This window comes from Streptomyces sp. NBC_00582, assembly GCF_036345155.1.
Lineage (GTDB): Bacteria > Actinomycetota > Actinomycetes > Streptomycetales > Streptomycetaceae > Streptomyces.
The window spans coordinates 1,105,660-1,131,682 of the sequence record NZ_CP107772.1; the positions used below are offsets into that span (position 1 = coordinate 1,105,660).

Consider the following 26,023-nt stretch of genomic DNA (forward strand, 5'->3'; position numbering starts at 1 on the left):
GATGCCCTGGTACGTGCTGCTCGTCCTCGCCGTCGCCGCCGAACGGGTCGCCGAACTCCTCGTCGCCCGGCGCAACGCGGCCTGGACGCTGGCCCGCGCCGGTGTGGAGTACGGCCGTGGCCACTACCCCGTCATGGTCGCCCTGCACACGGGGCTGCTCGTGGGCTGTCTGGTCGAACCGGTGCTCGCCGACCGCCCCTTCGTGCCGGCCCTGGGCGGGCCCATGCTGGCGCTCGCCGTACTGGCCCAGGCGCTGCGCTGGTGGTGCGTCACCGCGCTCGGTCCGTACTGGAACACCCGGGTGATCGTGGTGTCCGGAGCACGGCTGGTCGCCGCCGGGCCCTACCGTTTCCTGCGCCATCCCAACTATGTCGCGGTCGTCGTGGAGATCGCCGCTCTCCCTCTGGTGCACTCGGCCTGGCTGACCGCGTCGGTGTGCACCGCCGCCAACGCGGTGCTGCTGACGGTCCGGGTCCGCTGCGAGAACACCGCTCTCACCCAGGCGGTGCCGGCGTGAGCGGCGTTCACGACCTGGTGATCGCGGGAGGCGGACCCGCGGGCCTGGCGACGGCCCTGCACGCGGCGCGCGCGGGGCTGGACGCCGTCGTCGCCGAGCCGCGTCCGGCGCCGGTCGACAAGGCGTGCGGTGAGGGCCTGATGCCCGGCGCCGTCCGTTCCCTCGCCCGGCTCGGCCTGGAGGTCCCCGGCCACCCCCTCACCGGCATCCGGTACGTCCAGGAGTCCCGCCAGGTGCAGGCCGCGTTCCGGTACGGGCCCGGTGTCGGTGCGCGCCGTACCGCTCTGCACGGGGCCCTGCACCGGGCCGTGCTGGACGCGGGGGTGCCCGTACTCCCCCTGCGGGTGGAGGACGTACGGCAGGACGACACGGGCGTGCGTCTCCCCGGTACGGGGCTGCGCGCCCGGTGGCTGGTCGCGGCGGACGGCCTGCACTCGCCGGTGCGCCGCTCCCTCGGCCTCGGGGTCCCGGCACGGGGCGCGGCGGCACCCCGGTACGGGCTGCGCCGGCACTACGCGGTGGCGCCGTGGTCGTCGTACGTGGAGGTGCACTGGGGGGCGCAGGCGGAGGCGTACGTCACCCCGCTCGGGCCGGCCCTCGTCGGTGTCGCGCTGCTGACGACGCGACGGGCCCCCTTCGGCACCCAGCTGGAGGGCTTCCCCGAGCTGGCGGCCCGGCTGCCCGCGGAAGCGGCCGTCACCCCCGTGCGCGGCGCGGGCCCGCTGCGCCAGCGAGCCAGGACCCGGGTCCACGGGCGGGTCCTGCTCGTCGGGGACGCCGCCGGGTACATCGACGCGCTGACCGGTGAGGGCGTCTCCCTCGCGCTCATCGGCGCCGAAGCCCTGGTCGCCAATGTGCGCCGCGGCACCCCCGGCTGCTACGAGGCCGACTGGCGGCGTACGACCCGCCGCCACCGGCTGCTCACCGAGCTCCTGGTGCGGGCCCGCAGTCAGCCCGCGCTCGCGTTCCGCATCACGCCCGCGGCGACCCGCCTCCCCCGTCTCTTCTCCGCGGTGGTGAACGCCCTCGCCTGAACCGTCGGGGCGCTGGGGTCAGCGCTCCGGGACGCGAAGCGCCAGGAGGGCGACGTCGTCGTCGTTGTCGGCGGGGCGGACGCGGTGGAGCAACTGGTCGGTGAACGGGGCGAGGGGACGGTGGGCGAGGGCGGCCGCGTGCCGTCGCAGCCGGTTCAGGCCGGTGTCCAGGGTCCGGCCGGGCGCCTCGATGAGGCCGTCCGTGTACAGCACCAGGGTGGAGCCGGGCGGGAGCAGCACGGTGGCGTCGGGGCGGGCGGTGTCGGCCTGGGTGCCCAGGAGGATGCCGTGGCCGTCGGTGAGATAGCGCGCCAGGCCGTCGCGGCTGATCAGCAGGGGCGGTGGGTGGCCCGCGTTGGTCCAGGTCAGCCGCCAGTGCCCGGCGGGGGCCGCTTCGAGCCGGGCGAAGATCATGGTGGCCATGGCGACGTCGGTGATGTGCTGGATCGCCTCGTCGAGCCGCTCGACGATCCTGCTGGGAGGTTCCTGCTGCAGCCAGGCGTAGGCGCGGAGCATGTTGCGTACCTGGGCCATGCCGGCGGCCGCCTCGAGGTCGTGCCCGACGACGTCTCCGATGGCCAGGGCGGTGGACGCGTCGGCCAGGGGGAAGGCGTCGTACCAGTCGCCGCCGACCTGGGAGGCGTCGGGCGCGGGCTGGTACCGGGCGGTCATCCGCAGCCCAGGGACGCCCGGCATCTGGGGCAGGAGGTGGTTCTGCATGGTCTCGGCGACCTTGCGCTGGCGCTGGTAGAGGCGGGCGTTGTCCAGGGCGAGGCCGGCACGGCGTGCGATGTCCTCGATCAGGGGAAGGTCGACGGGGGCGAAGGGCGCCGGGTCGTCGGCGCGGCCGACGGTCAGCGCGCCCAGCACCGCGCGGGTGCTGCGGATGGGCGCGATGACCGCCGAGTGCATCCCGGTGGTCTCGAACAGGCGGCGCTGCTCGACCGCGAGGCCGGAGTCGGGTGTCACCTGGTAGGTCTGCGGACCGGCCAGGGTGGAGGCGACGCCGCGCAGGGCCCTGGACAGGGGCATCGGGGACTCCTCGGGCACCGGCGGCATCGGTCCCTGCAGGTCCTCGTGGCGTACGAGGGTGTCGCCGACGGCGTGCACCACGGCGGTGCGCCACACCTCGTCGTGCTCGGTGATCAGGTCGACGACCGCCCAGTCCGCCAGCCGGGGCACGACCAGGGCCACCAGCCGCTGGAGCGCCTCGTCGACGTCGAGCGTGGAGGTCAGTCGTGTCGTGGTCTCGGCCAGCAGGGCGAGCCGTTGCAGCTCCGACAGCGGGTGGGCCGGCGGTTCCGGTTCCGGGTCGGTGTCCTGGGGGTCTCCGGGGGTGTGGAAGACGACGAGCGTGGCGCCCCGGGTGTCGCCCATGTCGTAGGGGGTGATCAGCCAGGATATGCGCAGCACCGAACCGTCGGCGCGGGCGAAGTAGTCCTCCTCGGCCTGCGCGGTCCGGCCGGCGTGGAACGCCTGTCTCATCGCGCACTGGGTGCGCGGCAGCGGCTGCCCCTGGGGGCCGCGGTGCAGCAGGTCGTGCGCGTCATGGCCGAGGAGTTCTCCGGCGGGTCGGCCCAGGAGGTGCTCGGCCCGTGCGTTGACGGCGATGACGCAGCCCTGTTCGTCGACGACGTAGGCGCCGGCGCCGATGGCGTCCAGTGCCCCGGCCATCACGGCGGAGGCCGCCGACACGGAGGGCCCCTGGAGCGTGCCCGTGTGTTCCGACCCCGTCATCGTGACCTCCCTGCCGTCCCCACCTGGTGTGCGTCTTCTCCTTGCCTGCTCTCCCCGTATGCCCCTGCGCGAGCGAAACCCACGTCCTGCGCGGTCGGCGGGTGCCGCCGTGCGGCATCTCACCGAAGATCGTTGATCCCTACGCGGCCGACCTGGACCTCGCGGCTCGCGCGGCCGGCGGGAACGACGTCGCGGGTCCGGGCGAAGATCTCCTGCCGGACCTGGACGAGCAGGACGCCACGTCGAGGTACGGCGTCGCCGATGCGGCGGACACCCTGGCGACGGGAGCCTCGGCCGGAGGCGCGCGCACCGGGCACACCTACCGCAGGCGCGTCCTCGCCTCGGGCTCGACTGCCGACGTGTACGACGGGGTCGCCGCGGTGCCGAGCAGGGGGGCGGGCTCACCGTGCTCGTGCCCGTCGGCACCGCGCGGGGCGACGACTGGACGGCGGGCTTCGTCGACGGTCACCGTCTCACCGTCGGGACGGGCCGACTCCGCCAGACCTTCGACCTGCGCCCCGACGCCCAGTTCCGCGCCCTGTGTGCCGTCGCGGGACGGGACTGCACCGCATCCGAGCGCGAACTGCCGCCGGACGGCAGTCCGTCGCAGCCGCCCCGCGACTGACCGGCGGTCAGTCCACCGGGTGACCGGGACTGATGTCGAGGCAGTCGCCGAGCCGCAGCAGCGGTCCCTCCGCCCGCTCGCCCCACTGCACGGGCTCCAGGACGAACCCCTCGTGATCACCCCCGTCGACATGCCGCTCCACCTTCCCCACGAACCACGCGGCCGCGTCCTCCAGTACGACGGCCCCGCCGACGCGACTCGACCAGCGGACCCGCGTGAACTTGTCGAACCGGTCACCCGTCTCCCCGCCGAAGAGGGCCGCCAGCTCGTGCTGGTCGCGCGTCAGCAGGTGAACGGCGAGGTACCGGGCGGCGCGGGCCACGGGGTACGTGTGGTTGACCTTGGACAGCCATACGGCGAACCGCGCCGGCCGGATGGAACACTGCGAGGCGAACCCCACCAGGCACCCCGACCTCGCCTCACCCGTGGCGGCCGTGACCACACACATCTCCGGGTTCAGCCGGTCCATGAACACGTCGGCGTCCGCCACGTTGCCTCGCCTCCTCACTGTCGGCTCACAGCACTGTTCCCCGCAACCGCCCGGCCCTCACCCCTGTGCGGCGCCGGTGGCCGAACGTGTTTGCGGCCCGAACGAGCGGCAACGCGAAGTCCATGACTGAACCGAACACGGAGACGAACGAAGAACAGCGCGCTGCCAAGCGTGCGACCGCGTCCAAGGCCCGGCGGGCGGCGGACAAGGCGACCGCCCCCGCCGCACGGGCCGCGAAGAGTGCCGCGGACGGAGCGGACGACGCCGTCTCGACCGCCAAGGGCCAGGCCGAGCGCTCCGCCGAAGCGGTCGGCGGGGCGGCGCAGGGGCTGGCCCGAGGCGTCGAGGCGGGCCGCCGGACCCTCGTCGCGACGACCGGCCAGGTCGCCGCCACGACCAAGGCGGCCACCGGCCACGTCGCCGCGACGGCGAAGACGGCCTGGACGGTGATCGCCCACCGGAAGCTCGTCGCGGCCGGTGTGGGCGCGGGCGTGACCGCGCTGACGGCCGCCTCGTACGCGGTGGGCCGCCGCTCCGGCCGCCACACCCACGGCCCGATCACCCGCCTCACCGGCGGCCGGATCTGACGCGCCCGCCCACGACGCCGGGGGCGAGCGGGCGCGGGGTGCCTTCGACCACCAGCTCGGCCTCGACACCACCCGCCCGCACCCGGTCGACCAGCCCCGCCAGTTCGGCCAGGGCGGGCATCGGGGCTCCGTCGAGGCCCTCCGGGCCCTCCTCCCTCAACAGGTGGAGCATGCGCCTGAGTTCCTCCAGCGCCTCGCCGGTGACGTCCGCGATCGTGCCCAGCGCGCCGCGTGCCGTGTCCGGGTCGCGGTCGAACACGAACCGGGCCAGACCGGCCTGCACCGAGATCACCGTCATGTGATGGGCGACCACGTCGTGCAGTTCCCGCGCGATCCGGCCGCGCTCCTCGGCGACCGCGCGCCGGGCCCTCTCGGCCTGCTCCTCGCCGAGCCGGCGGGCGAGTTCCGCGGAGCGACGGGCCAGGGTGCCGAACCAGAGCAGCACCGAGCTGTAGAGCACCGCCTGCACCAGGACGGCCGCCGTCGAGGGGCTGTGGCCGACCCGTCCCCCGTACCCCCAGACGCCCACCGTGCAGAGCGCGCAGACGACGGCGGTCCGTGGCGCACGGCGCACGGCGACCGTGTACAGGGCCAGCATCGGGCCGAACACGCAGGCGACGGGCCAGTAGCCGAAGGTGAGATAGGTGACCGCGGCGGCCTGGACGACCGCGAACACGACGACCGGCGACCGGCCGCGCAGCGCGAGGGGCACATGGGCCAGGACGATCAGTACCTGGGCTCGCCCGTCGGTTTCGGGCCACGCCCGGGCGGCTCGCGACACATGCGCGAGCAGCATGGACACACCGGTGAGGGCCAACGCCATCAGCGTGTCCACGACCGGCGACTCGACGACGCCCGGGCGAACCGTCCTCCAGCGCATCGCCGCAGCCTAGGGTCTCGCTCCGGGATCGAGCCAGGGGCGCGTGCCCCGGCGGCGCACGTCGACAGGGGCGGGCGCTTTTCCCCACTTCACACCGACCCGACGGGAAGTAAACTGGCCTGAATTGATCACCGGTTGGTAGGCCCAGGGCGCTCGGAGAGGTGCATGAGGAGTCTGGATCCCACGGATCCTCCGGCCGTCGGCGGGTATCCGCTGCTGGCGCGGCTCGGCGCCGGCGGCATGGGGCAGGTGTTCCTCTCGCGTACGGCGTCCGGCAGGCCGTTGGCGCTGAAGACCGTGCGGAGCGAGTTCGGCGCGGATCCGGGGTTCGAGGAACGGTTCGCCCGCGAGATCGCCAGCAGTGAGCAGGTGCGCTCCGCCTGGACGGTGGCCGTCGTCGACTACAGCCCCGCGGGACACCGGCCGCAGTGGCTCGCCACGGAGTACGTCCCGGCCCCCTCCCTGGCGGACTGGGTGGAACGGCACGGTCCGCTGCCGGAGCCCGCGGTCCGCGCGCTCGGCGCGGAACTCGCGGAAGGGCTGCGGGCGGTGCACCGGGCGGGCCTCGCGCATCGCGACCTGAAGCCCTCCAACGTGCTGCTCGCCCGCCGCCGTCCCCTGCTCATCGACTTCGGCATCGCCCGTGCCGCCGACGACACCCGGCACACCCGCACCGGCGGTGTCATCGGCTCACCCGGATACATGGCTCCGGAGCAGGCGACCGGAGGGATCTCGGCCGAGCCCGGTGACCTCTTCGCCCTGGGCGCCGTACTGGTCTATGCGGCCACCGGAAAGGGCCCCTTCCTGCATCCCGGTGAGGATCCCTCGGCGGCGCAGCTGCTCTACCGGATCGTGCACGAGGAGCCGGTGCTCGACGGCGTACCGCCCGCCCTCGTGCCACTGGCGGCCGCGTGCCTGCGCAAGTCACCGCAGGAGCGTCCCGGCACCGACGAGGTGCTCGAACGTCTCGGCGCCGGCCACGACGCCTGGGCCGCGGCCCTCCCACCGGGGCTGGAGGCGGAGATCACCGCGAAGGAGGCCGAGCTGCGGACGGCGCTGGAGCGGTCGTCCCTCCCCTCCCCGGCCCCGCCTGCGGGGTTCGGGCCGCCGGTCGCCCACCCGCCTCCTCCGGCTCTGCCGCCCGGGACCACTCCGGGATCCCCGTCCTACGGCCCGCACGGCACGGGATCCGCCCCCGCGCCCGTCCGGCGGTCGGCGCGTCTGCGCGCGGCCGCGGTCCTCGCGGGGATGGGGGCGACGGCGGCGGTCGTCGCGGCGATCACCTGGCCGGACGACGGTCAAGGCGCTTCCCGGTCGCCTTCCTCCTCCCCCTCCGCCTCCCCCTCCCCTTCCACGGCCTCCACCCCGTCGTCGGACGCCCTGCCCGCCTCGTGGGTGGGCACCTGGCGGGGCACCGGGCCGGGCAGCTCCGCCGGGGACGGGATCGTCAACGCGCGCACGACCGAGGTGTCCGTCACCGTCACGCTGCACGCGGCCGACCGCGGAGAGATCGTGGGCCGACAGGTCAGCCATGTGACCGAAGCCGGTACCGGTCAGGACATCGGGTGCACCGAAACGCTGCGCCTGCGGGAGTCCCACGGAGCGACCATGGTCTTCGAGGCGGCCACGAGCGCACCCACCGACCCCTCCACCGGCGTGCTGTGCACGCGGGGCAACCTCTACACACTGCGGAAGACCGGCGAGGACGTGCTCACCCTGGAGGACGAGGGCAGTCAGGCGTCGGGATCGCCGTCGCGCCTGACCCGCTCTTCCTGACGCCCGGGGCCGTGGGTGCCGTATTTCGGTGGACGCCCTCGTGACGGGGTCTCGAAGCGGCAGAATTCGGCATATGAGCTTTCTCAGCTACCTGCGGCTCCTCGGGGCGGCGGGGACCTCGCCGCGGGTCGGGCGGCCCGACGCGGGGGCGGCCGACGCGAAGACGCTGGAGTACGCGACCCAGCTTCTCGCGGAGGCGCGCAGCGAGGTCGACCGGGCCGACAACAAGGCGCAGATCCTGCTCGCCGGTGCCGGTGTCGGGGCCGGCGCGCTCGCGGGTGGACTGCTCGCCGGGTCGTGGTCGCCGCGTTCCCTGGACGCCTCCGTGCAGTGGCTGTGGTGGCTGGGGTTCGCGGCGGCGGCCTGCGGGGTGGGTCTGCTGGCCCGGGCGGTGTATCCGCGAGGGGCTCGGCCGGGGGGCGCCCGTCCGGTGACGCGTGTGGAGTACTTCATGGACGCCGCGCGGTTCTCGACCGAGGGAGAACTGGTCGCCGGGCTGCGCCGCTCCGCGGACGAGCGGCTGGCGGCGACCGCCAGCCAACTGCGGCTGGTGAGTGCGATCGTGACGTTGAAATACCGTGCCGTCGCCTGGGGAATGTGGATGTTCACGGTGGCCGTGGTGTGCTGCACGGCCGCCGTGCTGCTGGACGGGTGGGCGGTCTGAGCGTGCTCCGCAGGGGGGCGCGTGGCTCACACGTCGTCGTCGAAGTCGTCGTCGTCCGGGTCGTCGGCGTCGGCGTCCTCCGCGTGCGTAGTGCTGTCCACGGCGTGGTGTCCCTGGTGATGGGCCAGTAGTTCCTTGGCCAGACAGGCGCCTTCGAGGGTGCGCACGCCGAGGTCCAGGGCGTCGCGTCCCCGGCCCCGGACCTGGCTCCCGGACGTCACGGCCGTGCCGGGAGCCAGGGACACCGCTGGAGTCTCCTTCACCGGGCTCGTGTCCCCCTTCGTCGCGGCGGGTTCCGGCACGGGCGCGTCGATCCAGGCGCTGCGCCGGAAACGCTTCTCCGGGATGTCGATCTCGACCTGCCGGAACGCCGCCGGATCCAGGCCGGGATAGTGGTGCTGGACCACTTGCTCGTAGGTGTGGTCGGTGACCGCCGTGACGAGATCGCGGTCCGGGGCGGCCTCCAACGCCCTCCTGAGCGGGCCGGAGTTGAGCAGCCGGCAGACGTCGATGACGACGCCGCTCGCGAAGCCGGTCTTGCCCACGTGCACCAGCCCCTCGCCGACCGACGCCCGCATCCGCAGCCGACCGGCCCCGCTGCGCCCCCGGTTGTCCATCTCCAGCGCGTCCCGCAGACCGATCAGCAGCCGGGGAATCACCCGCGTCTGGTCGATGCCCTCGGGCAGGATCATCAGCACGCCGTCCCCGCTGTCCTGACGGGCGAAGGCCTCGGTCCGGGCCTCCGACAGGGCGTGCTCCACCACCCGGTCCAACCGCTCCTGTTCCCTGATCTGTTCCAGATGCAGCCGTGCGCTGTAGCTCTCGATGTCGACGGCGAAGACGAATCGAGTGATTCCCGGAGTCACCAGGCTCATGGTCCCTCTCTCTCCCTGCACGCTCGTTCCTTTCACGCTCGCTGGACACGGTCCAGGAGCAGGTCGTAACTGCGCCGCACGGTCCGGGCCGCCTCCGCCACCTCCGGCCCCCGGGCGACGTCGAGATCCACGGCCGCCCAGTACGCCTGCCGCCGCAGGGCGGTCCGCACCAGCGTGTCGACGTCGCAGTCCTCGTCCAGCCCGAGCCGGCACGCCGGGCTGTCGCCCTTCTCGCCGGTCAGGCGCAGGATCTCCGCGACCTCGCTCGGGGAGCAGGCGAGGGTCCCGTCGTACAGGCGGCGCAGCAGGTGCAGCTCGGCGAAGACGTGTTCGGTCAGGCGCAGCCGGGTCACCTCCTCGGCCGCCTCCTCCAGGCGCCAGCGGACCCAGGCGTCGCATCGGGTGTCCGCGAGGGCGGGAAGCGCCCGGGCCTCCTGTACGGCACGGTCGAGCTTGACCACGGTGGCCCGGTTGCCGAAGTGGTCCACCAGCACGTCCCCCAGGTGCTCGACGCCGCTGCGGCACCGCAGTTCGCGCAGCAGGGCGGCACCGTCGGTGAGCCCCTCGCGGATCAGGTCGCAGGCGAGGACGATGCCGTAGCCGCCGAACCGGCGGAACAGCGCCTCCCTGCGCTCCGGTGGAACGGGAAGGTCCGCGTAGTCGCGGGAGACGAAGTACGGGCCGCGGCGGACGCGCGCGGTCAGCGTCTTCGGGTCCACGTCCGCGAGTGCGGTGAGGTCCGCGATGTCCCGCGGGGTGGCGGCGGCCGCACCGGTGGCCAGCCGCCCGGCCACGGGGACGAGTTCGAAGAGGGTACGGCGGCCCCCCGAGCGGTGCATGAGTCGGTCGGCGACGTGTCGCGCCTCGGCGAGCGGATCCGCGCAGGACGGCCAGTAGTGCTCCACCTTCGTGAGCGCGCCGACCGCGGTCAGCGGTTCGACGCCGCGGGTCCCCGACCCCGTGACCTCCGCCAGCAGCCGCTCCTCGGAGTCGGCCAGTCCGGAGGCGAACACCAGGACCAGCGCGTCGGCGCGGCTCGCGTGCTCCACCGTGGCATGTCTCAGGTCGGTTCCCGTGCGGCCCAGGAAGCGCAGTGTCCGCGCCGAGTCCTCACCGAGCCAGGAGTCGAGTCCGGGGGTGTCCACGAGGTCGAACCGGTCGAGAGCGCTGTGGGGCAGCCCCAGGTCGAGCCGGTCCACGGCCCTCAGCTCCGCCTGCCGTCCGGAGTCCTCGTGCGCGCTCACGACCCACGCGCGGAACTCCTCGACGGCGCATACCCGGTGCGGCCGGCCGTCGCGGTAGTGCACGGTCAGCGTCTCCCGTGCGGCCCGGTGCAGCCTGGTCACCTGGAACGTCAGCTCCGACACCCCGGTCGGGACGCGTTCCTCCCGCAGCAGGGCGTTGACCAGCGTCGACTTGCCCGAGCTGACCCGGCCGACGAGGGCGACCCTCAGGCGTGCCCCGAAGCCGTCCCGTATCTCCGCCAGCCGCTCCCGCGCCGCGGCGAGCTCCTGCGCCCCGCCCAACCGCCGTTCAGCGCGCCCGAAGGCCTCCCACACCCGCTCCCGCACCATCACCCCACATCACCACCCGGCTCGGGAGACGGTGAGGGAGCCGGTGCCGGGGCGGGATCGTCTTTCGGCACATCCGGCCCATCCGGCCCATCCTCCCGATACAGCCCGGCCGCTGCCTCGGACAAGGTCGCCGCGCGGAGCCTGAGGTGGCTCAGTTCGTGCAGTTCCTCCTCGAGGGCGCGGCGGCGGGTCAGGGCGTCGCGGGCTGTCGTCTCGCGGGCGTCGGCCAGCCGCCGTTGTTCGGCCTGGGCGGTCTGGCGGGCCTGGGCCACACGGCTGTCGAGTTCGGTGACGACGGCGGTGCTCCACTCCGTGAGCACCGTGGTGATCTCCTGGTCGAGGTACTTCTGCTGTTCCTTGCGCAGGGGTGCCAGCGCCCGGCGCAGTGCCTCGCGCCGGGCGGTGGTCTCCTCCTGTGTGATGATCCGCTCCGCGTTGCCGTACCCGGCCGCGGTCCCCACGGCGCCGCCGAGCGCGGAGCCGATGAAGGCCCCCCACTGGCCGCCGAGCGTGCTTCCCAGCCCGGGGAAGATCAGTGTGCCCGCCAGCGCGCCGAGGGCGAATCCGCCGGCGGCGCCGGCCGAGCTGCCCACGCCGAACCCGGCACTGGAACTCATCAGTTTGCGGCGCTCGGCGTCACCCTTGCGCTCGGACCTGGCCATCGGGGGCAGCGCGGGAACGGGCGGGGTGGGCAGCCGGCCGATCGGGGCGGGTGTCAGCCGCAGGCCGTCGAAGGTGGAGAAGTCCCGCACCACGCGGGCCGCTTCCCGTGCCGCCAGCTCGTTCGCGGTGCCGAGGAGCTGGGCGATCTCCTCCGTGAGGTCGGACAGCAGGCGGTCCGGGTTGTCCAGGTAGGCGTCCTGGTAGAGGTGGTCGGCGTTGACGAGCCCCCAGGCCTGGGCGAGGCCGTCGCTCGTCTCGCGCCGCAGCCGGGCGTGCATCGCGGTGAGGGCGTCCCGCAGTTCCGTACGCCACCGGGAGCCGTTGCCGTCGAGTTCGGCGAGGCGGCGCTGCTGGTCCTCGGCCTGCGCGGTGAGGCGGCCGAGCTCGTCCTCCTGCAGTGCGGCGAGGGCCGTCATCTCGGCCTGCACCGGCCGTGCCAGCGCGTGCGCGCAGGCGTCGACGGCGTCGAGGGCACCGCCCAGCAGCACCTGCGCCCGCCTGCGGAAGAGCGCCGACCACAGTGCCTCCTCCAGTGCGGTGAAGTTGCTCAGCTCCAGGTCCTCGGGGTCGCCGGAGACCAGGTGGTCGAGCCGTGCGCGGCTGGAGACGGGCACCACGGTCAGCCGGTCGGCGGGCACCCCGGTGGTGGCGGCGAGTTTGTCTACGGTGTTGCGCAGCGCCTCCTCGTGGTCGGGCAGCGCGTCCGTCTTGTTGAGGACGAAGACCTGCCCGCCGACGTCCCCGAGTGTCTGCGCCGCCTTCATGGCGCGGTCGAGGAAGGCGAGTTCGCTCTCGCTGAGGGGGCGCAGGACGTCGGTGACGAAGACCAGCGCGTCGGCGGCGGGCAGGATCGCGGCCGTGGCCGCCGTGTGTTCCCGGTGGACGCCGCCGACCCCGGGTGTGTCGACCAGCGTGAGGCCGCCCGCCAGGCGGGCGTTGGGGGTGAACACCCGTACGGAGAGGACGCGTTCGTCCCCCGGCGGGCCGTCGTGCTCGGTGGTGTACCGGGCGAGGTCCTCGCGTTCGACCCGGCGTTCCTCGACGGTCCCGTCGAGATGCTCCAGGGTGACGTCGATGCGTTCCTCGGGCCCGTGGGAGACCGTCGTGACGGCGTTCGTCGTGTACGAGGCGCCGACCGGGAAGAGCTCCTCCGTCTCGCCCAGCAGGGCGTTGACGAGGGTGGACTTGCCCCGGTCGAACTCGCCGCAGACGAGGACGGTCAGCCGTCCCTCCGTCAGTCGCCCGTGGGCGGCCTCCAGCCGTGCGAGCGCCTCCTGCGCGCCCTGCCGCCGGGCGCGGTCGGTGAGTTCGGGGAACAGGTCGAGGATCTCTCGCCGGAGTTCCTCGTAGGTGTGTGCGCCGTGCGGCCGGGCCGCGTCGTGCTGGGTCATGGTCGTCGTCCTCCTGTCAGCGGATGAGGAGTTCCACTCGGTCCGCGACGTCGGAGAGCTGCTGGCCGATCGACGCGGTGATCTCCCGGGCGAGCCGCCCGTCCTCGGCCGACCGGAAGCCGGCCGAGAGCTGCCGGGCGAGCTGTTCCTCCTGCTGGGGGGCCTGGGCGCGCAGCTTGCGCACCATGGCGTCCTTCCCGCCCGATCGGCGCAGGGCGGCGGGAATGTCCTTGTCGCCGATCTTCTCGAAGACGAGGCCCTTGACCTTGTCGAGTCCCAGGAAGACGGCCGCGCCGGCGGCCAGGACGGCGACGGGTCCGGTGACCATGACCAGCGCCATGCCGGAGCCGAACAGGACGGTGGCGACGATCCCGGACACCACGAAGTTGGCCAGGTTGCTGAGGTTGTTCAGGACGTCGGTGGTGGCGGACGTGTCGATGTCCACGGCCAACCGCCCGCCGTCGATGCTCACTTCGGGAAGCTCCAGCGCCGACGGCTCCAGGTTCCACCGGCGGCAGATCACCGCCGTGTGCTGGGCGAGCTCGGGGCGCAGCCCGGCCATCCAGTCCGTGATGATCTCCTTCAGCACGAGATTGCGGGTGCTGTCGAGTTCCGCGCGGACGCCGTCGGCGATGCGTTCGCGCATGGCGTCGAGGGTGACGATGTCGCGTCGCTGCCAGTCGAGGACCGCCGGGACGACGTGGTTCTCGGTGATGCCGGCGGCCACGGCCTCGGCGAGTTTCCCCGTGAGGTCCGGGAGCCGCTCCTCGACGAGGGTGCGGACGGTGCCGGTGGCGAGGAACTCCTCGACGTCGGCGCGGAATCCGCGGGCCCGGCTGTCCATCCGGCCGGCCAGGGCCAGCCCGCGCGCGATGGCGAACTCCGGCTCGGTGCCGAGGATCACCTGCGCCTCCGGTGCCAGCTCCCGGGCGATCTCCCGGACGAAGCGCATACGGGACGGTCCGCCGGTGAGCACGATGCTCTCCACCTTCCCCCCGACGTGTTCCAGGGCCGTGGCGAGGTCCTGGCGGCAGGCGTCCCGCCAGGAGCGGCCGTCCAGTGCCGGGAGCGGCTCGGTGAGGACCCCGGCCATGTCGTCCTGGTCGATCGTGAGGGTGAGGGCGAGGATGTCGTCGTCGCGGGTGAAGATCTCCTCCGTGGTGCGCACCCGCATCCTGGGGTTGCCGCGCAGGCGTTCCGGGCTGTACGCGAAGAACTTCTCCTTCAGCTTGCGCGCGGCGATCTCCAGCGTCTGGGCGGCGGCGGGGTTGTCGCGCAGCTCCGCGCGCAGCCGGGGTGCGTCGGGCGACCGTTCCACGGCCAGCGCGAGCAGGCCCTTGTCGATCAGGTGGGCGCCGAGGACGACGTTGCCGTGGTCGACCGGGCTTCCGGTGCCGTCGACCACCGAGGTGTAGTCCGTGGTCGACGACCCGATGTCGACGATGAGGGTCGAGGCGGCGAGGTCGGTGCCGCTGCGGGGTGCGGAGTCCGGGATGTCGCCGGCGTCCCGGGCGTAGAGCAGCGCGGCCCGCGACTCGGGGACGAGGGCGACCTCGTCGGGTGCGCACACGTCCGCGAAGAGGTCCCGGTAGGCCGTGACCTGGTCCGGGGTCCAGCCCGAGGGATGGCCGAAGACCCAGCGGACCGGGCCGTCGCCGACGTGCGTCGCGCGTACGTCCGCCACGACGCGGCGTGCGAACAGCTCCAGCGGGGTGCGGACGTCCGCCTCGTCCAGGTCGGGGGACTTGAAGGCGACGTACTTCCTGGGTCCCTCGTGGGCGACGGCGTCCTCTCCGACCAGGACGGCGTCGTCGGGGGTCACCGCCACCGCGGTGACGAGCTGCCTGCGGTCGCCTCCCAGCTCGATGACCTCGGGCGGGGCGTTGCGGTCGCCGAGCGCGGCGGCACCCGTGTGCAGGCCGATGTGGACCTTGGTCAGCGCCGTGTCCCCGTGGCCCAGGTCGAAGCCGATGACGGCGGTGCCGGAGCCGTCGTCGGCCGCTGCCGGGAGTGCGGGGGTGGTGGGCTCGGTGTTCATCCGGATCTCCTGGTGACGTCCCCTGGTGGATTGCCCCGGGGTGTGGCGGTGGGTGTCGGGGCGCCCGTCGTGGGGGCCGGGCGGGTGTGCGTGAGGTGCGGGCGGGTGTGATGGGGGGTCAGTCGGTGTTCCCGTCGGGGGGCGGGGCTCCGCCGTCGGCGGTGGCGGGGCGCGGTGCGGCCGGCGGCCGGACACGGCCGCGCCGCAGGGTCCTGCCGTCGGCGGTGACGTCGACCAGTGCGGGTACGAGCGTCATGGCGGGGGCGCCGGGCCGGGCGCCCTCGGTGAAGTCGAAGCGGAGCGGGTCACCGCCGAGGCCGGTGTCGGCGGGGTCGTAGCGGACCGTCCGGATGCCGTGTGCCGAAAGGGTCTCGGTCAGGTCCCCGATCCGGGCCAGCGCGAAGGACTCCCGCCCGCGTACGCCCGCGGCCAGCAGGTCGTGCAGCATGTCGAGGAGGTCGTCGTCCGCGCTCCACGGCCGTGGCTCGGCGGGCCGCGCCGCCTCGGCGGCTGCCCTGCGGTCGGCCTCCTCCAGCGCGGCGCGGAGGCCGTCGAGCACCTTGGCGACCGTCACCAGGACCGGACCGGGAGCGGGGTCCGGGCCGGTGCGCTCCGCGTCCTGGGCCGGATGACTCCGGCCCACCCTCGCCCGTATCCGGGCCATGCGGCCGGGGTGTCCCTCGGCGGTGTCGCCCGTCGGGTCGTCCTGCGTGCCGTCGGTCCGCGCCGGGGACGCGCGCACGGCGTACAGGGTCAGGGCGATCGCCGACTTGACGGCGTCGGCGTAGCCCGCGGCCGACGGGCCGGTCCCGTCGGCGGGGGCCCGGGGAGTCAGCCGGGCGAGGGCGTCGGCGAGTTCGACGGCCGGAACAGCCTCGTCCAGGGACTTCCGGAGCGTGTCCAGCGGATCGCGGTACAGGTCGAGCAGGCTGATGGGGCTCACGGGGTCCTCCCTGTCGGTGGTCTGCGGTGGTCGGTCCGCCCGTCCGGTGCGGTGTCCAGGGCCCACACGGTCAGTCCCCGGTCGGTGCCGACGGCGAGGGCACGGCCGTCGGGTGCGAACGCGAGGGCACGGACCACGCCGTCGGCCGTGCGGGCGAGGACCTCGCTGCGGCGCCGTACGTCCCACAGCCGCACCGTCGTGTCCTGGCCGCCCTCGGCGAGGAGCAGCCCGTCCGGTCCGAAGGCGACGGCCGGGGCGTACCCGTGGCCTCTGCGGGCCAGCACCGAGGGGGCCGGTTCCGGGACGGCGGCCGGACGGGAGCCGCCGGCCGCGTCGAACTCCCCCAGCCATAGGGCCGCCTCGGGGCCGAAGGGTGAGGTGGCGCTGGATCCGGGGCCGGTGACGGCGAACAGTCCGCCGCCGGACGCCACCCTCTCGACGGGGGTGTCGAGCCGAAGGTCCATGAGCGGTTCCCCGTCGTCGACGCGCCAGACGGTGATCCGCCCCCGCGTACGGCCCAGTCGGCTCACGGCCGTCAGACGGCGCCCGTCGGCGTCGAAGGCGAGGCCCCTGATCCGTGCGGACGGGTCCGCTCCGCCGTCGGCCGGTACGCGCACGGTGAGGGTCTCCCCCGCCGCCCCGTCCGTGCCCAGGCGGCAGAGGTGGACGGCCGCGTCGTCGCGGGCGACCGCCAGCAGACCACGGGGACCGCAGGCCAGGGGCCCCGGTGCGGGCGCCGGACGGGGGACGCCGCCGAGCCCCCGGGCCGGGGTGGGTGCGTCCGCGCCGACGACGGCGGGTTCCCCCAGCCGGGTCAGGACCACGAGGTGCGCACCGCGCGTGTCGACGCCGAGGAAGCGCCCGCGTCCGGCCTGCGGGTACGGGGCCGACACCGTCCAGGAGGAGGTGTCGACCGTGTGGAGCCATCCGTCCCCGGCGGCGTGGAGCCTGCGGGCGTCGGGGCTCCAGGCCACGGCCGTCACCGGGCCGGGCACCGCCGGTTCGGCCAGTGTCGGCGGCGGTGCGGGCAGTTCTCCGGCCCGGGGCGGTCGTCGGCTCGTCACCAGCCAGTCGCCGTCGGCCACCCGCTGGGCGGGCGCGACGTGCCGGCGCAGCAGCCGGCCGGGGGCCGCGGCGGTCAGGTCGTGCAGCGAGCCGTCCGGCAGTCGCACGCGGGCGAGCGCGGTGCCCCGGTCGTAGGCGTCGCCCGGTGCGCGCAACCAGCGTTCCAGCCGCGCGGAACCGCCCGGGATGTGCCAGGACAGCGGCTCCGTGCCCGGGTGCGGCCGCCGGGCCGTCAGCCGTCTGACGGGCTGCCGGGTGGCCCAGAGCCGGGCGCCGAGCACCACCGCGAGGTCGGGGTCCTCGGCGCGGGCCGGCCGACGCCGCCAGGCGGTGTGGACGGCGCTGTGGACGGCCGGCATACGGGAGCCGCCGCCGGTCATCAGGACGTGGGTGACGTCGTCCGGGGCCACCCCGCAGCGGTGGAGCAGGGCCCGGCAGCACTCCACCGTGCGGGCGATCAGCGGCTCGCTGAGGCCGGCGAGACACTCCCGGGTGACCGCGACCGGCGGTGAGTCGGGGAAGAGCCGGTCCTGGACGAGGTCCACTCCGCTGAGCTGGTGTTTGACCGTGCGGGCGAAGTCGGTCAGGGCCAGGACGCGGGCGGGGGCCGCCTCCTCGGTGTCGGCGAGCAGGGGCTCCAGCCAGCGCGCGCAGGTCGCGCGCAGCCATCTCGTCAGGGCGCCGTCGATGTCGCGTCCGCCGCAGGCGTCGAGGCCGTCGTGGCCGAGGACCCGCGGCGGTTCGGCGCGCTCACCGTCGTAGCGCAGCAGGGCCGTGTCGAAGGTGCCGCCGCCGAGGTCGTAGACCAGCACGGTCGCACCGGCCTGCGGGCGGTCGGGGGGCGGGCTGCCCAGGGCCGCCGCCACGGGTTCGGGAAGCAGTTCGGTGTCCTCGAACCCGGCGCGCTCGCAGGCCTGGAGCATGGCGGACCACTGGATGCCCTCCGGCGCGTATCCGGCGGGCACGGTGACGACGGCGCGTGCCAGCCGGGCGTCCGCCGGGAGCAGGGCGAGTGCCTCGTCGCGCACGGCGGCGAGCAGCCGGGCCACCAGGTCCGTGCAGGACACGGTGAGGCCGCCGAGCCGCACCGGCTCCGCCGCGCCGAGGAGCCGCTTGAACTCCCGCAGGTAGCGCGACGGGTCGAGATGCCGTCCGGACTGGGCCGCCGCTCCGACGCGCAGTGAGCCGTCGTCGGCGAAGACCGCCGACGCCCAGCGCCAGGAGCCGCTGACGGGGTCCTTGACCACCCGGTCCCGGCCGTCGGCGGCGACGAGGACGGCGCGGGTGGTGGACGTACCGAAGTCCACCGCGAGGATGTTCTCCTCCCGCTCGCCGGTCCCCGCGGGCGGGTCGTCGGCGAGCAGGGAGACGAGCCGGGCGGGGAGGGTCCCGGTGCGGCCGACGCCTGCTGTCATGAGGCGGCCGCCCGGGCCTCGCGGGCGTCGCCGAAGTCCCACAGGCAGACGACGCTGCGGTCTCCGCCGGCCACCCGGGCGGGCACGTTGACCTCGGAGAGGAACGTCGTCAGATAGGGCTGGCGGCCCGCCCACCGACCGGCGAACCACGCGCCGGCCTCCGGGCGCAGCAGCAGTTCCGCCATGGGGGCGCTGCACAGGGCGAGGAGGTCGCCGGGCCGGGTCGTCACGCGTGCGCAGCGCACGTGTGCCGCGGCGGAGGGCATCCGCAGGCCCTGTTCGGCCGCCGTCGTCCCGGGGGTGAACAGCGAGTGCCAGGCGCCGTCGCGCAGCAGCATCAGGGCGCCGTCGCCCACCCCGAACACGACGTGGTCGCGCTGCCTGCTGTCGCCGAGCCGGGACAGCAGCGCGGTCACGGCCACCCCGAGGGCGGAGTCGTCGGACTCGCCTTCGGGGCCCTCGCCGCGGGTCAGGAGCCGCATGGAGTGGGCGACGCCCTGGAAAGCCGTCCGCAGCAGCGGGGCCAGGTCGTCGCAGGAGTCCGTCGTCGTGAAGAGTCGCCGGCCGAGCGGTTCCGCGTATCGGGCCACCTGGGCCGCGAGGTTGCGGCAGGCGCGGTCGGCCGCGGACTGGGTCCAGCGGCCGTGCGGGGTTCCGGCGGCCACCACGCTCAGCAGGGTCGGGGTGGGCAGTTCCTCGGCGAAGCGCAGCAGGACCGCGTCGCGGCGGTGTTCGCCCTCGTCCCGTGAGCGGTCCCCGCGCACGGACCCGGCCCGTACGACGACCGGCCCGAGGTCGGCGCCGTCGACGCTGCTGTCCGACGTCGTGTCCCGGCCGAGCGGAATGCGCCGCGGGATCGCCGGGGACACCTCGTCCGGCCCGAACGGGGCGTCGCCGCGGGCCTCCGCCTCGGACAGGCGCTGCCTGGCCTTCTCGGCCTCCGCCCGCGCCGCGTCGCGCTCGCCCGTGACCTGGCGTACGACGTCCTGGAGGGCCCGTACCTGGCGCTGCGCGGCGGCGATCTCCTCGCGTCCCGGGGACTCGGCCTCGGTGCCGTGGGCGTCCTGGGTCTCCTTGTAGAGCGCCCGCAGCCGCGCGAGTTCCAGGTTGCGTCCCCGCAGCATCTCCTCGACGGCGCCCGTCTCCTGTCGCGCCGCCGCCAACTGCGCGCGAAGGTCCCCGAGTTCCTGGGCCGACGGCTCGAGCACGGGGGCGGACACGGGTGGCGGGGGTGTGCGGCGCAGCCGGAGCAGACGCACCGTGAGGACGGCGTCGACCACGAGGGACAGCGCGAGAAGAACGATCAGCCAGGTGGTCATGGTGTGGTGGCTCCCCGTGAGTCGTAGGGATGGTCGGCCGGATCCTCCGGTCGGCGGGGCCCGGCGCCCGGTGCGGCGCCTCCACCGGGCGCCTCGCCGGTCGCGGTCCGCTCCAGCCGGCGCAGGGTGCGTCCGGCCAGCGGCACCGCCGTGAAGCGGTCCAGTTCGTTCCACAACCGCTCGGGCGGCACGTCCGAGGCGAGGGCCTCGGCCGCGGTCCGGGGCGTGCCGTGGGTTCCCTCGCCCGCTTCGAGCCGGATGTCGCGCAGTGCCGCGGTCAGGCGCCGGGTGCCGAGTGCGGCCGTCGTCGTACGCGCCCCGCGCAGGGCCGGGCCGAGCACGGCGGTACACACCTCCGGCATGCCGGAGGTGTGCCACGCGTCCCGGGCCCGGGTGAGGGCGGGGGTGCCCCGGTCCTGCGGCCCCTTGAGGACGGCCAGGGCATGCCGGGCGCGTTCGGGTCCCACCGCGTACACGGGCAGCCCCCACGCGGCGGGCCCCGCGGTCTCCGGGACGACGGTGCGCAGCCATCCGCCGAGCGCGTCCAGGAAGGCCAGGCCGCGCCGATGGGTGACGGCGGAGACGAGCACGACGGGCGCGGGGCACGGTCCGCCGACGGCCGCGGCCAGCAGGGGGCGGAACGGTGCGGGCAGCGGTTCACGGCCGGCCAGTTGGGCGTGCCCCGCGGCGACGACGACCAGATGCGCGCCGGCGAGCAGCTCGCGCGCCGGGCCCGCTGCGGCTTCGCCGGGCGGGACGGGCAGGTCCGTCACCGTCACGCCGACGCCGGTCTCCTCGGCGAGCGCCCACGGCAGCGGCGGGCCCGCGAATCCGGCCGCCAGGGTCACGGGGACCCCGGTGAGGGTCTCGGCAGCCGGGACGCCGAGTCGGGTGCCCGCGGCCGTCACGTCCTGGATCCGGGGCCAGACGCGGGCGATGTCGTCCTCGCCGGTGTACCTCGTCCTGAAGAACGAGCGGCGGCCCTGGGCCCACCGCACCCGCAGCCAGGTCAGTGTCTCGTAGGGGCCCGGGGCGTCCGGGTGCCGCAGCAGACGCCGGGCCAGCCGGTCGAGTACGTCCCGCCGCCCGGGCGACAGCAGCAACTCGGGCCCGGCGCCGGGTCGATGGAGGAGGGCGTGCGGCACGGGGGCGGGCGCGTCGGCCGGTCCGGGCGGCGCGACCCCGGTCAGCACGGGCACCAGCGCCCGTGCCGGGTCCGTGCGGAGTACGACGACGCGCAGGACGGGGGCCGGCGGGGTGCCGGGGTCCTCCGGGAGGCCGAGATCCTCCAGCAGCCGGTGGGACAGACCGCCCGCCCGTCCGGTGGTGGAGTCGGCCAGCAGCCGGCACGCGGGAAGGATCCCGTCCTGCGGGCGGGTGGGGCGCACGGGGTGAGGAGGGTGCGGGGAGGGACCGGTCATCGCTCACCCCCGCGACGGCGGGTCGACGGGACGGACGACGAGCCGGCCGCGGTGCCGGTTGTCCCCGAGGTTCCCGTACGGCCGCAGCGGCGTCCACACCACCCACTGCACCTCCAGCTCGCCCGCCCCCGGGACGCCCTTGACGGTCCCGGCGACGGTGCAGTCCTTCAGCGCGTCGCGCCGCAGTTCGTCCAGGCGCTGGACGATCACCTCGTACCTGGCCTCTCTGGCCAGCGGGACCAGCAGCCGTGACACCCGGGTGCGCCACTCGTACCACCAGCTGTCGGGGGCCGCGGGCCGGGCGTGGACGAGTCCGCCGAGCACCATGTCGAGCTCGTGCGCGGCGCCGAGCCGGTGGTCGGGAGTCCACCCTTCCTCCTGCAGCCCTTGTCCCGCGGAGCGCAGATGTCCCAGCAGCGCGGCGCGGTAGGTCTCGCGGGCCTCCCGCCGGGCGAGGCCGCCCGGTTGCTCGTCGTGGACGAGGGCGACCCTCAGGTCGGGGTCGAGTTCGACGAGGCGCAGGGCCTGGTCGGCGCGGGCCGCCCACTCCAGCCGGGGGTCGCCGGGGTCCAGCGCGAGGGTCTCCTCCGGTGTGAGGGCGAGTTCGCGCAGGATGTCCGGGGCCGCGCGGGCGGCGGCCCCGGCCGGGTCGGCGAGGTCGAGCGGCAGCAGCAGGGGGTCGCACAGCCCGTCCGGCAGGGCGGGGATCACGGCGTCGGGGTTGTCGGAGTCCCGTTGGCCCACGGCGAAGCCCGCGTCGGCGGCGGTCCGTCCGGCCTGCCCGCGCCAGGTGCGCCGGGCGTCGGCGGGCAGCCGGAGCAGGGCCAGGTGGAAGCGGCGCCACAGCTCGGCGATCTGCTCCGCGGGAGGCCGTGCCGCCCCGGCCGGCCGCCGCTTCGCGGGCGGCTTGCCCAGGTGACGGGCCTGCTCGCGCCAGAGCTCCCCTTCGAGGACGGTCAGTGCGTCCACGAGGTCCTGACGCGGGTCACGGGGCGGGTCCGCCGACGCGGAGAAGGGCGCCGGGTCCCGTTTCTGTTCGGCGTCTTCCTGCTCCGTGTCTTCCTGCTCCGCGTCTTCCTGCTCCGCGTCTTCCTGCTCCCCGTCTTCCTGTTCCGCGTCTTCCTGTTCTACGGCCGATGCTTCGTCCGACTCTTCGTCCGGGTCTCCGTCCGGTTCTCCGTCCGGTTCCTCGTCCTGCTCCACGTCCGGTTCCTCGTCCCGTTCCTGTGGCGCGGGCGGGTCCGGCGTGACGCCCGGCCGGTCGTCGCTCTTTCCCTCCGCGGGTGCGGCGACCTCGTACAGGACCCATTGCAGTGCGGTCCGGACCCGTTCGAAGTTCTCCAGGGTCGTGCGGGGGTCGCTCCGGTACGGCTCCTCGTAGACGGACACCGCGCCGAGGGACCGGCAGCAGTCGGCCAGCGCGGTGAACAGGGCCCGGCCGGACGCCGTGGACAGGTCCAGGACGACGGACGCCGCTTCGGTGAGACGGGTGAGCGGCGCGGTGAGATCGTGCCGGCGGCCGGGGCCCGCGGCGACGTCGTTCATCAGTGCCTCCCGCTGTTGGGGTCCCAGTGGTGGTTGAACCGCGTGGTGGGCCGGTCCATGCGCTCGCGCAGCACCCGCCCGGGGAAGTCCTCCACCTGACGCAGGGACCCGGCGGGCAGGTAGGGAACGACGCCGCGGTGCACCCGGAGCCGGCCGCGGACGTCGAGGGTGGCGTGGTGCTGACCGTCCTGGACGGCCGGGAGGTACCCGAGGTGGACGGGGGCGCCGTCGTCCCGGTCGAGGAAGAACTCGTAGGTGAAGGTGCCGTTGGCCTCTTCGGGGGGCACGGTGATGGGTGCGCTGCGTCCCGGCTGGGGCAGCTCGTGCAGGTCGAGCGACTCGTGGAAGGACTCCGGCAGATAGCCGGCCGGTGACACCGCCGCCTCTCCGTCCAGGGCCGGCGTGGGCGGGAACACCTCGACGAGCCGTCGTGCACCGCTGTCGTCGTCCGTGCCGGCCCTCACACAGATCCGGCCGGGCACGGAGCAGCTCGGCAGGTCCGGGTCGAAGGCGAGGCCCGGGGCGGCGCCGTCGAGTTCGAGGGCCCGTCCTTCGACGAGCAGCCGGGCCGGGCCGTTGCACAGCAGGATGTGCGGGACGAGCCGGTTGTCCAGTTCGAGCTGGTAGCGCACCCCGCGCTCGCTGCCGCTGGGCGGGCGCCAGACGGAGGCGGTGGGGGTGAAGCCCTCCGCGCTCGCGGCGAGGGCCAGGTCGAACACGCCCCATTGCAGGGAGTCCCCGGGTCCGATGTAGCGGTGGATGCCCAGGACGCGGCTGAGCGGGTTCCAGCCGGTGCGCACGCCGAGCCGCCCCGAGCTGTCCAGTTCGACGTAGGGGTCGCCGGCCCGCAGCAGCGGGGTGACGCGCTCCATGTGACCGCGCGGGCCGAAGTCGGCCGGGAGGCTGGAGAAGAGGCCCTGGAGCCGGATGTCGAGGTCGCTCAGCCGGACGGTGGCCTCGGTCCGTCCGCCCTTGGTGTGGTGGTGGTCGATCTGTCCGGAGAGGTTGCGCACGGCGTGCGCCCAGGCCGCGCCGAGCGAGGTCGCCTGCTTGGCGTAGGCGGTCTCCGCCGACAGTTGGGTGGCCTCGTACCAGCCGGGTGCGTCCTCGCCGTCGCCGTCGCCCTCGTCCTGTCGCAGCGCCGCCTCGACCTGCTCGGCGAGCAGCGCCATCCGGCTGGTGCGGCCGGACAGCACCACCTGGTCGAGCCGTGGCTCGGGCAGTTCGGGCAGTCCCTGCTCGCGCCGTCGCGCGTTCTCCTCCCGGATGCGCCGGAAGGAGCTGCGGACCAGGTCCGCGCCGAGTGCCGCGGCCCGCCGCAGCACGGGCTGGACGAGTTTGGTGAACTGCGCGGCGTCCAGGGTGATCGGCTCGCGGACCTCGCTGAGCCGGTGCGGGGCCGCGTTGAGGATGTTGGCGATTTTGTCGGGCTGGAGAACGGCCTGGGCCGCGTCGGCCGCGCCGAGTTCACGCTTCTTCTGTTCCGCGAGCCGCCACAGCATGTCGAAGCGGTTCTTGCGCTTGCCGCGCTCGACCGGGTCCTCCACTCCGGCCCAGTCGGTCGGCAACGCCTCCGCGAGGACCCTGCCCACCTCGGCGGAGACCAGGGTGTCGAGTTGGTCGGCGGCCTGTTCGACCACCGTCTCGGCGTAGCCGCGCCGGGGCCTGTCGTCGGTGTCCGGGTCCGGTGCGGGGCCCTCCTCGTCCGTGTCGGCGCCGGTCGTGTCCGGTCCGGGCCGGCGCGCGGGGGGCCTCAGTTCGTCCACCAGCCTGGCCTTGATCCAGTAGAAGACCTGGAGGGTCAGCAGGTCGCCGCCGAGCCGTTCGTGGCCGGTGGAGCCGAGGAGTTCGGGTTCCAGGCGGTAGGCGCGGCCGGCGACGAATTCCTGGGCGGAGGGGAGTTCGGGGGTCTGGTCGACCAGGGTCAGCCGGAGCAGGGCGATGTCGGTGGTGCCGCCGCCGATGTCGATCACCAGCATGACGCGTTGCCAGGTGGGCGGGTCGTCCCCGACGCGACGGCAGCGCGAACGCAGCGCCTCCAGGCCGGCGTTGAGGTTGTCGGTCAGGTCCCGCATGAGGAAGAACAGTCCGGCCGCCAGTCCCTCGTCGTAGTCCATGACGACGCGGGGGCCGCCCAGGGCCGCGCGGACGAGCTTGCCGAGCTTCTCCTTGACCTCGGGCAGGACGGTGGTCGGGTACGTCACGACGACGGTGGCCATGCGGCTGATGGTGTCGGGCACCGGGTCGTACGTGATCTGTTCGGCGCCGTCGACCAGCAGCAGGTACATGTGCTGGGCCAGATGATCGGCCGACAGGTCCGACCCCACCACGGGTTCCGGGGTCAGCCGCAGGGCCGCCCGCTTGATGCCGGTCAGGTTCCCGTACAGGGCGAAACGGCGGGCGGCGGGGTGGGGCGGCGGGTCACCGTCGGGGTACTCCGTCTCCCGCAGGGTGCTGGCGGGGGCCGTGGTGAGCTGGCCGGAGTCGTCCTGGTAGTGGACGGGATGCAGTCCGTGGCGGTGCAGGGGCGGGGTCCCGATGACGGAGGCGTAGGCGCGGTACAGGCGGTGGTTCAGCCAGTGTTTGACCTCGGGTGCGGCCTGTTCCCGCAGAGCCTCCACGCGCAGCAGGAGTGCGTCCGCGACGTCGACGTCGTCCAGCCTGGCCAGTGCGTCGGCGCCCTGGATCTCCGTGCCCCGGCGGGGCAGCGGGAGCTTCGCGGCGAGCAGGGCCTCCACGTCCTTGCGCCACTCGGCGGGCGCCTCCGGGGGCGGTGCCAGCAGATCGGCGAGGTGGGCCGCGAGGGAGCCGGACTGCGCCTCGTCGACCAGCCGGGCCTTGATCCGCGTCGGGTCGTGCAGGGTCGCCGTGGACGCGGTGGTGCCGAAGTCCACGACGACGAACTCGTGTTCGTGGGTGGTGCTGGTGACATCGCGCAGGACGAGGAAGTCGTCGTCGTCCTCCACCGGCGGGGGCGGGCCGGGTTCCTCACCCGGGGGTGCGAACTCCAGCAGGACGCGGCCCCGTGCGGTGCCCGCGTGCTGGTCGGACGAGAAGTCCACGCTCCACAGCACCTCCAGCCGCAGCCGTTCCTCGTCCGGTGCGGGCGGTGCGCCGGCGGGGTGGACGAGGGCGGTCGGCAGGGGCGTGTCGGCGGACAGCTTGCGCGGCCCGTCCACGCTGAGGGAGGTGTACTCCTGCGGTACCCAGCAGTCCACCAGGGCCTGGGCGAGGTGGGCCGGCACCAGTCCGCCGCTGGGGGTGATGACCTCGATACGGGCGGGCAGGTGGACGGTGACCAGGCGGCTGCCGCCGTTCTGCTCCTCCGGCCGGAGGAAGACGTCGGGCAGGAGGATGCCGTCCGGGCCGGTGTGCAACCGGAACTGCCGGCGGCCGAGCGGGACGACACCGGAGGCCGGGCCACTGTGCGGGAGGTCGAAGGCTACGGTCAGTTCGTCACTCAT

19 protein-coding genes are annotated in these 26,023 nt (G+C 74.4%); 6 read left to right on the forward strand and 13 right to left on the reverse strand.

What is annotated here, in order from left to right:
* The first annotated feature begins 1 nt into the window (after position 1).
* Together OG852_RS04410 and OG852_RS04415 are read left to right on the forward strand one after the other, a co-directional pair.
* Positions 2–517: an isoprenylcysteine carboxyl methyltransferase family protein gene (locus OG852_RS04410; protein WP_133916781.1), complete on the forward strand. Its 516-nt coding sequence runs from the start codon at positions 2–4 to the stop codon at positions 515–517.
* Positions 514–1,551 carry an NAD(P)/FAD-dependent oxidoreductase gene (locus tag OG852_RS04415; protein ID WP_330347134.1) on the forward strand — a complete coding sequence of 346 codons (1,038 nt, stop codon included), beginning with the start codon at positions 514–516 and terminating at the stop codon, positions 1,549–1,551. Before OG852_RS04410 ends, OG852_RS04415 begins: the two co-directional genes overlap by 4 nt.
* An 18-nt stretch (positions 1,552–1,569) precedes the next feature.
* Here OG852_RS04415 and OG852_RS04420 read toward each other — a convergent pair whose 3' ends face one another.
* Positions 1,570–3,288 carry a SpoIIE family protein phosphatase gene (locus OG852_RS04420; protein WP_133916779.1) on the reverse strand — a complete coding sequence of 573 codons (1,719 nt, stop codon included), beginning with the start codon at positions 3,286–3,288 and terminating at the stop codon, positions 1,570–1,572.
* Positions 3,289–3,694: 406 nt separating this feature from the next.
* On the opposite strand from OG852_RS04420, the gene OG852_RS04425 reads away from it, so the two are divergent.
* Positions 3,695–3,913 (forward strand): hypothetical protein, encoded by a 219-nt coding sequence (locus OG852_RS04425; RefSeq protein WP_133916778.1) that lies wholly within the window; start codon positions 3,695–3,697, stop codon positions 3,911–3,913.
* 7 nt (positions 3,914–3,920) lie between these two features.
* Here OG852_RS04425 and OG852_RS04430 read toward each other — a convergent pair whose 3' ends face one another.
* On the reverse strand, positions 3,921–4,403 hold the full coding sequence (locus tag OG852_RS04430; protein ID WP_133916777.1) for a flavin reductase family protein: 483 nt from the start codon (positions 4,401–4,403) through the stop codon (positions 3,921–3,923).
* 122 nt (positions 4,404–4,525) lie between these two features.
* Here OG852_RS04430 and OG852_RS04435 point away from each other — a divergent pair, with 122 nt between their 5' ends.
* Entirely contained in the window at positions 4,526–4,990 is a 465-nt protein-coding gene (locus tag OG852_RS04435; RefSeq protein ID WP_133916776.1) for a hypothetical protein, read from the forward strand.
* Here the strand turns inward: OG852_RS04435 and OG852_RS04440 are convergent.
* On the reverse strand, positions 4,971–5,870 hold the full coding sequence (locus OG852_RS04440; RefSeq protein ID WP_166663727.1) for a sensor histidine kinase: 900 nt from the start codon (positions 5,868–5,870) through the stop codon (positions 4,971–4,973). The two genes, OG852_RS04435 and OG852_RS04440, sit on opposite strands and share 20 nt — an antisense overlap.
* Before the next feature lie 165 nt (positions 5,871–6,035).
* On the opposite strand from OG852_RS04440, the gene OG852_RS04445 reads away from it, so the two are divergent.
* Both OG852_RS04445 and OG852_RS04450 read left to right on the forward strand, forming a co-directional pair.
* Positions 6,036–7,646, forward strand: coding sequence for a serine/threonine-protein kinase (locus OG852_RS04445; RefSeq protein ID WP_330347135.1), 1,611 nt, complete (start codon positions 6,036–6,038; stop codon positions 7,644–7,646).
* Positions 7,647–7,719: 73 nt separating this feature from the next.
* Positions 7,720–8,310 (forward strand): Pycsar system effector family protein, encoded by a 591-nt coding sequence (locus OG852_RS04450; RefSeq protein WP_330347136.1) that lies wholly within the window; start codon positions 7,720–7,722, stop codon positions 8,308–8,310.
* 26 nt (positions 8,311–8,336) lie between these two features.
* Here OG852_RS04450 and OG852_RS04455 read toward each other — a convergent pair whose 3' ends face one another.
* From OG852_RS04455 to OG852_RS04500, 10 genes are all read right to left on the reverse strand, one after another.
* Complete coding sequence (locus OG852_RS04455; protein WP_330347137.1) at positions 8,337–9,185, reverse strand: hypothetical protein; 849 nt, start codon at positions 9,183–9,185, stop codon at positions 8,337–8,339.
* 32 nt (positions 9,186–9,217) lie between these two features.
* Positions 9,218–10,759 (reverse strand): dynamin family protein, encoded by a 1,542-nt coding sequence (locus OG852_RS04460; protein WP_330347138.1) that lies wholly within the window; start codon positions 10,757–10,759, stop codon positions 9,218–9,220.
* Positions 10,759–12,813, reverse strand: coding sequence for a dynamin family protein (locus OG852_RS04465; protein WP_330347139.1), 2,055 nt, complete (start codon positions 12,811–12,813; stop codon positions 10,759–10,761). Before OG852_RS04465 ends, OG852_RS04460 begins: the two co-directional genes overlap by 1 nt.
* A 16-nt stretch (positions 12,814–12,829) precedes the next feature.
* On the reverse strand, positions 12,830–14,851 hold the full coding sequence (locus OG852_RS04470; RefSeq protein WP_133916770.1) for an Hsp70 family protein: 2,022 nt from the start codon (positions 14,849–14,851) through the stop codon (positions 12,830–12,832).
* Between the two features lie 118 nt (positions 14,852–14,969).
* Positions 14,970–15,794: a hypothetical protein gene (locus OG852_RS04475; protein WP_330347140.1), complete on the reverse strand. Its 825-nt coding sequence runs from the start codon at positions 15,792–15,794 to the stop codon at positions 14,970–14,972.
* Positions 15,791–18,274, reverse strand: coding sequence for an Hsp70 family protein (locus tag OG852_RS04480; protein WP_330347141.1), 2,484 nt, complete (start codon positions 18,272–18,274; stop codon positions 15,791–15,793). The genes OG852_RS04475 and OG852_RS04480 overlap by 4 nt, the downstream gene beginning before the upstream one ends.
* Positions 18,271–19,593, reverse strand: coding sequence for a protein phosphatase 2C domain-containing protein (locus OG852_RS04485; protein ID WP_330347142.1), 1,323 nt, complete (start codon positions 19,591–19,593; stop codon positions 18,271–18,273). Before OG852_RS04485 ends, OG852_RS04480 begins: the two co-directional genes overlap by 4 nt.
* A complete protein-coding gene (locus tag OG852_RS04490) occupies positions 19,590–20,981 on the reverse strand; it encodes a hypothetical protein (RefSeq protein WP_330347143.1) in 1,392 nt (463 codons plus the stop codon). The genes OG852_RS04485 and OG852_RS04490 overlap by 4 nt, the downstream gene beginning before the upstream one ends.
* A gap of 36 nt (positions 20,982–21,017) precedes the next feature.
* Positions 21,018–22,559 (reverse strand): hypothetical protein, encoded by a 1,542-nt coding sequence (locus OG852_RS04495; protein ID WP_330347144.1) that lies wholly within the window; start codon positions 22,557–22,559, stop codon positions 21,018–21,020.
* Positions 22,559–26,023 carry a hypothetical protein gene (locus tag OG852_RS04500; RefSeq protein ID WP_330347145.1) on the reverse strand — a complete coding sequence of 1,155 codons (3,465 nt, stop codon included), beginning with the start codon at positions 26,021–26,023 and terminating at the stop codon, positions 22,559–22,561. Before OG852_RS04500 ends, OG852_RS04495 begins: the two co-directional genes overlap by 1 nt.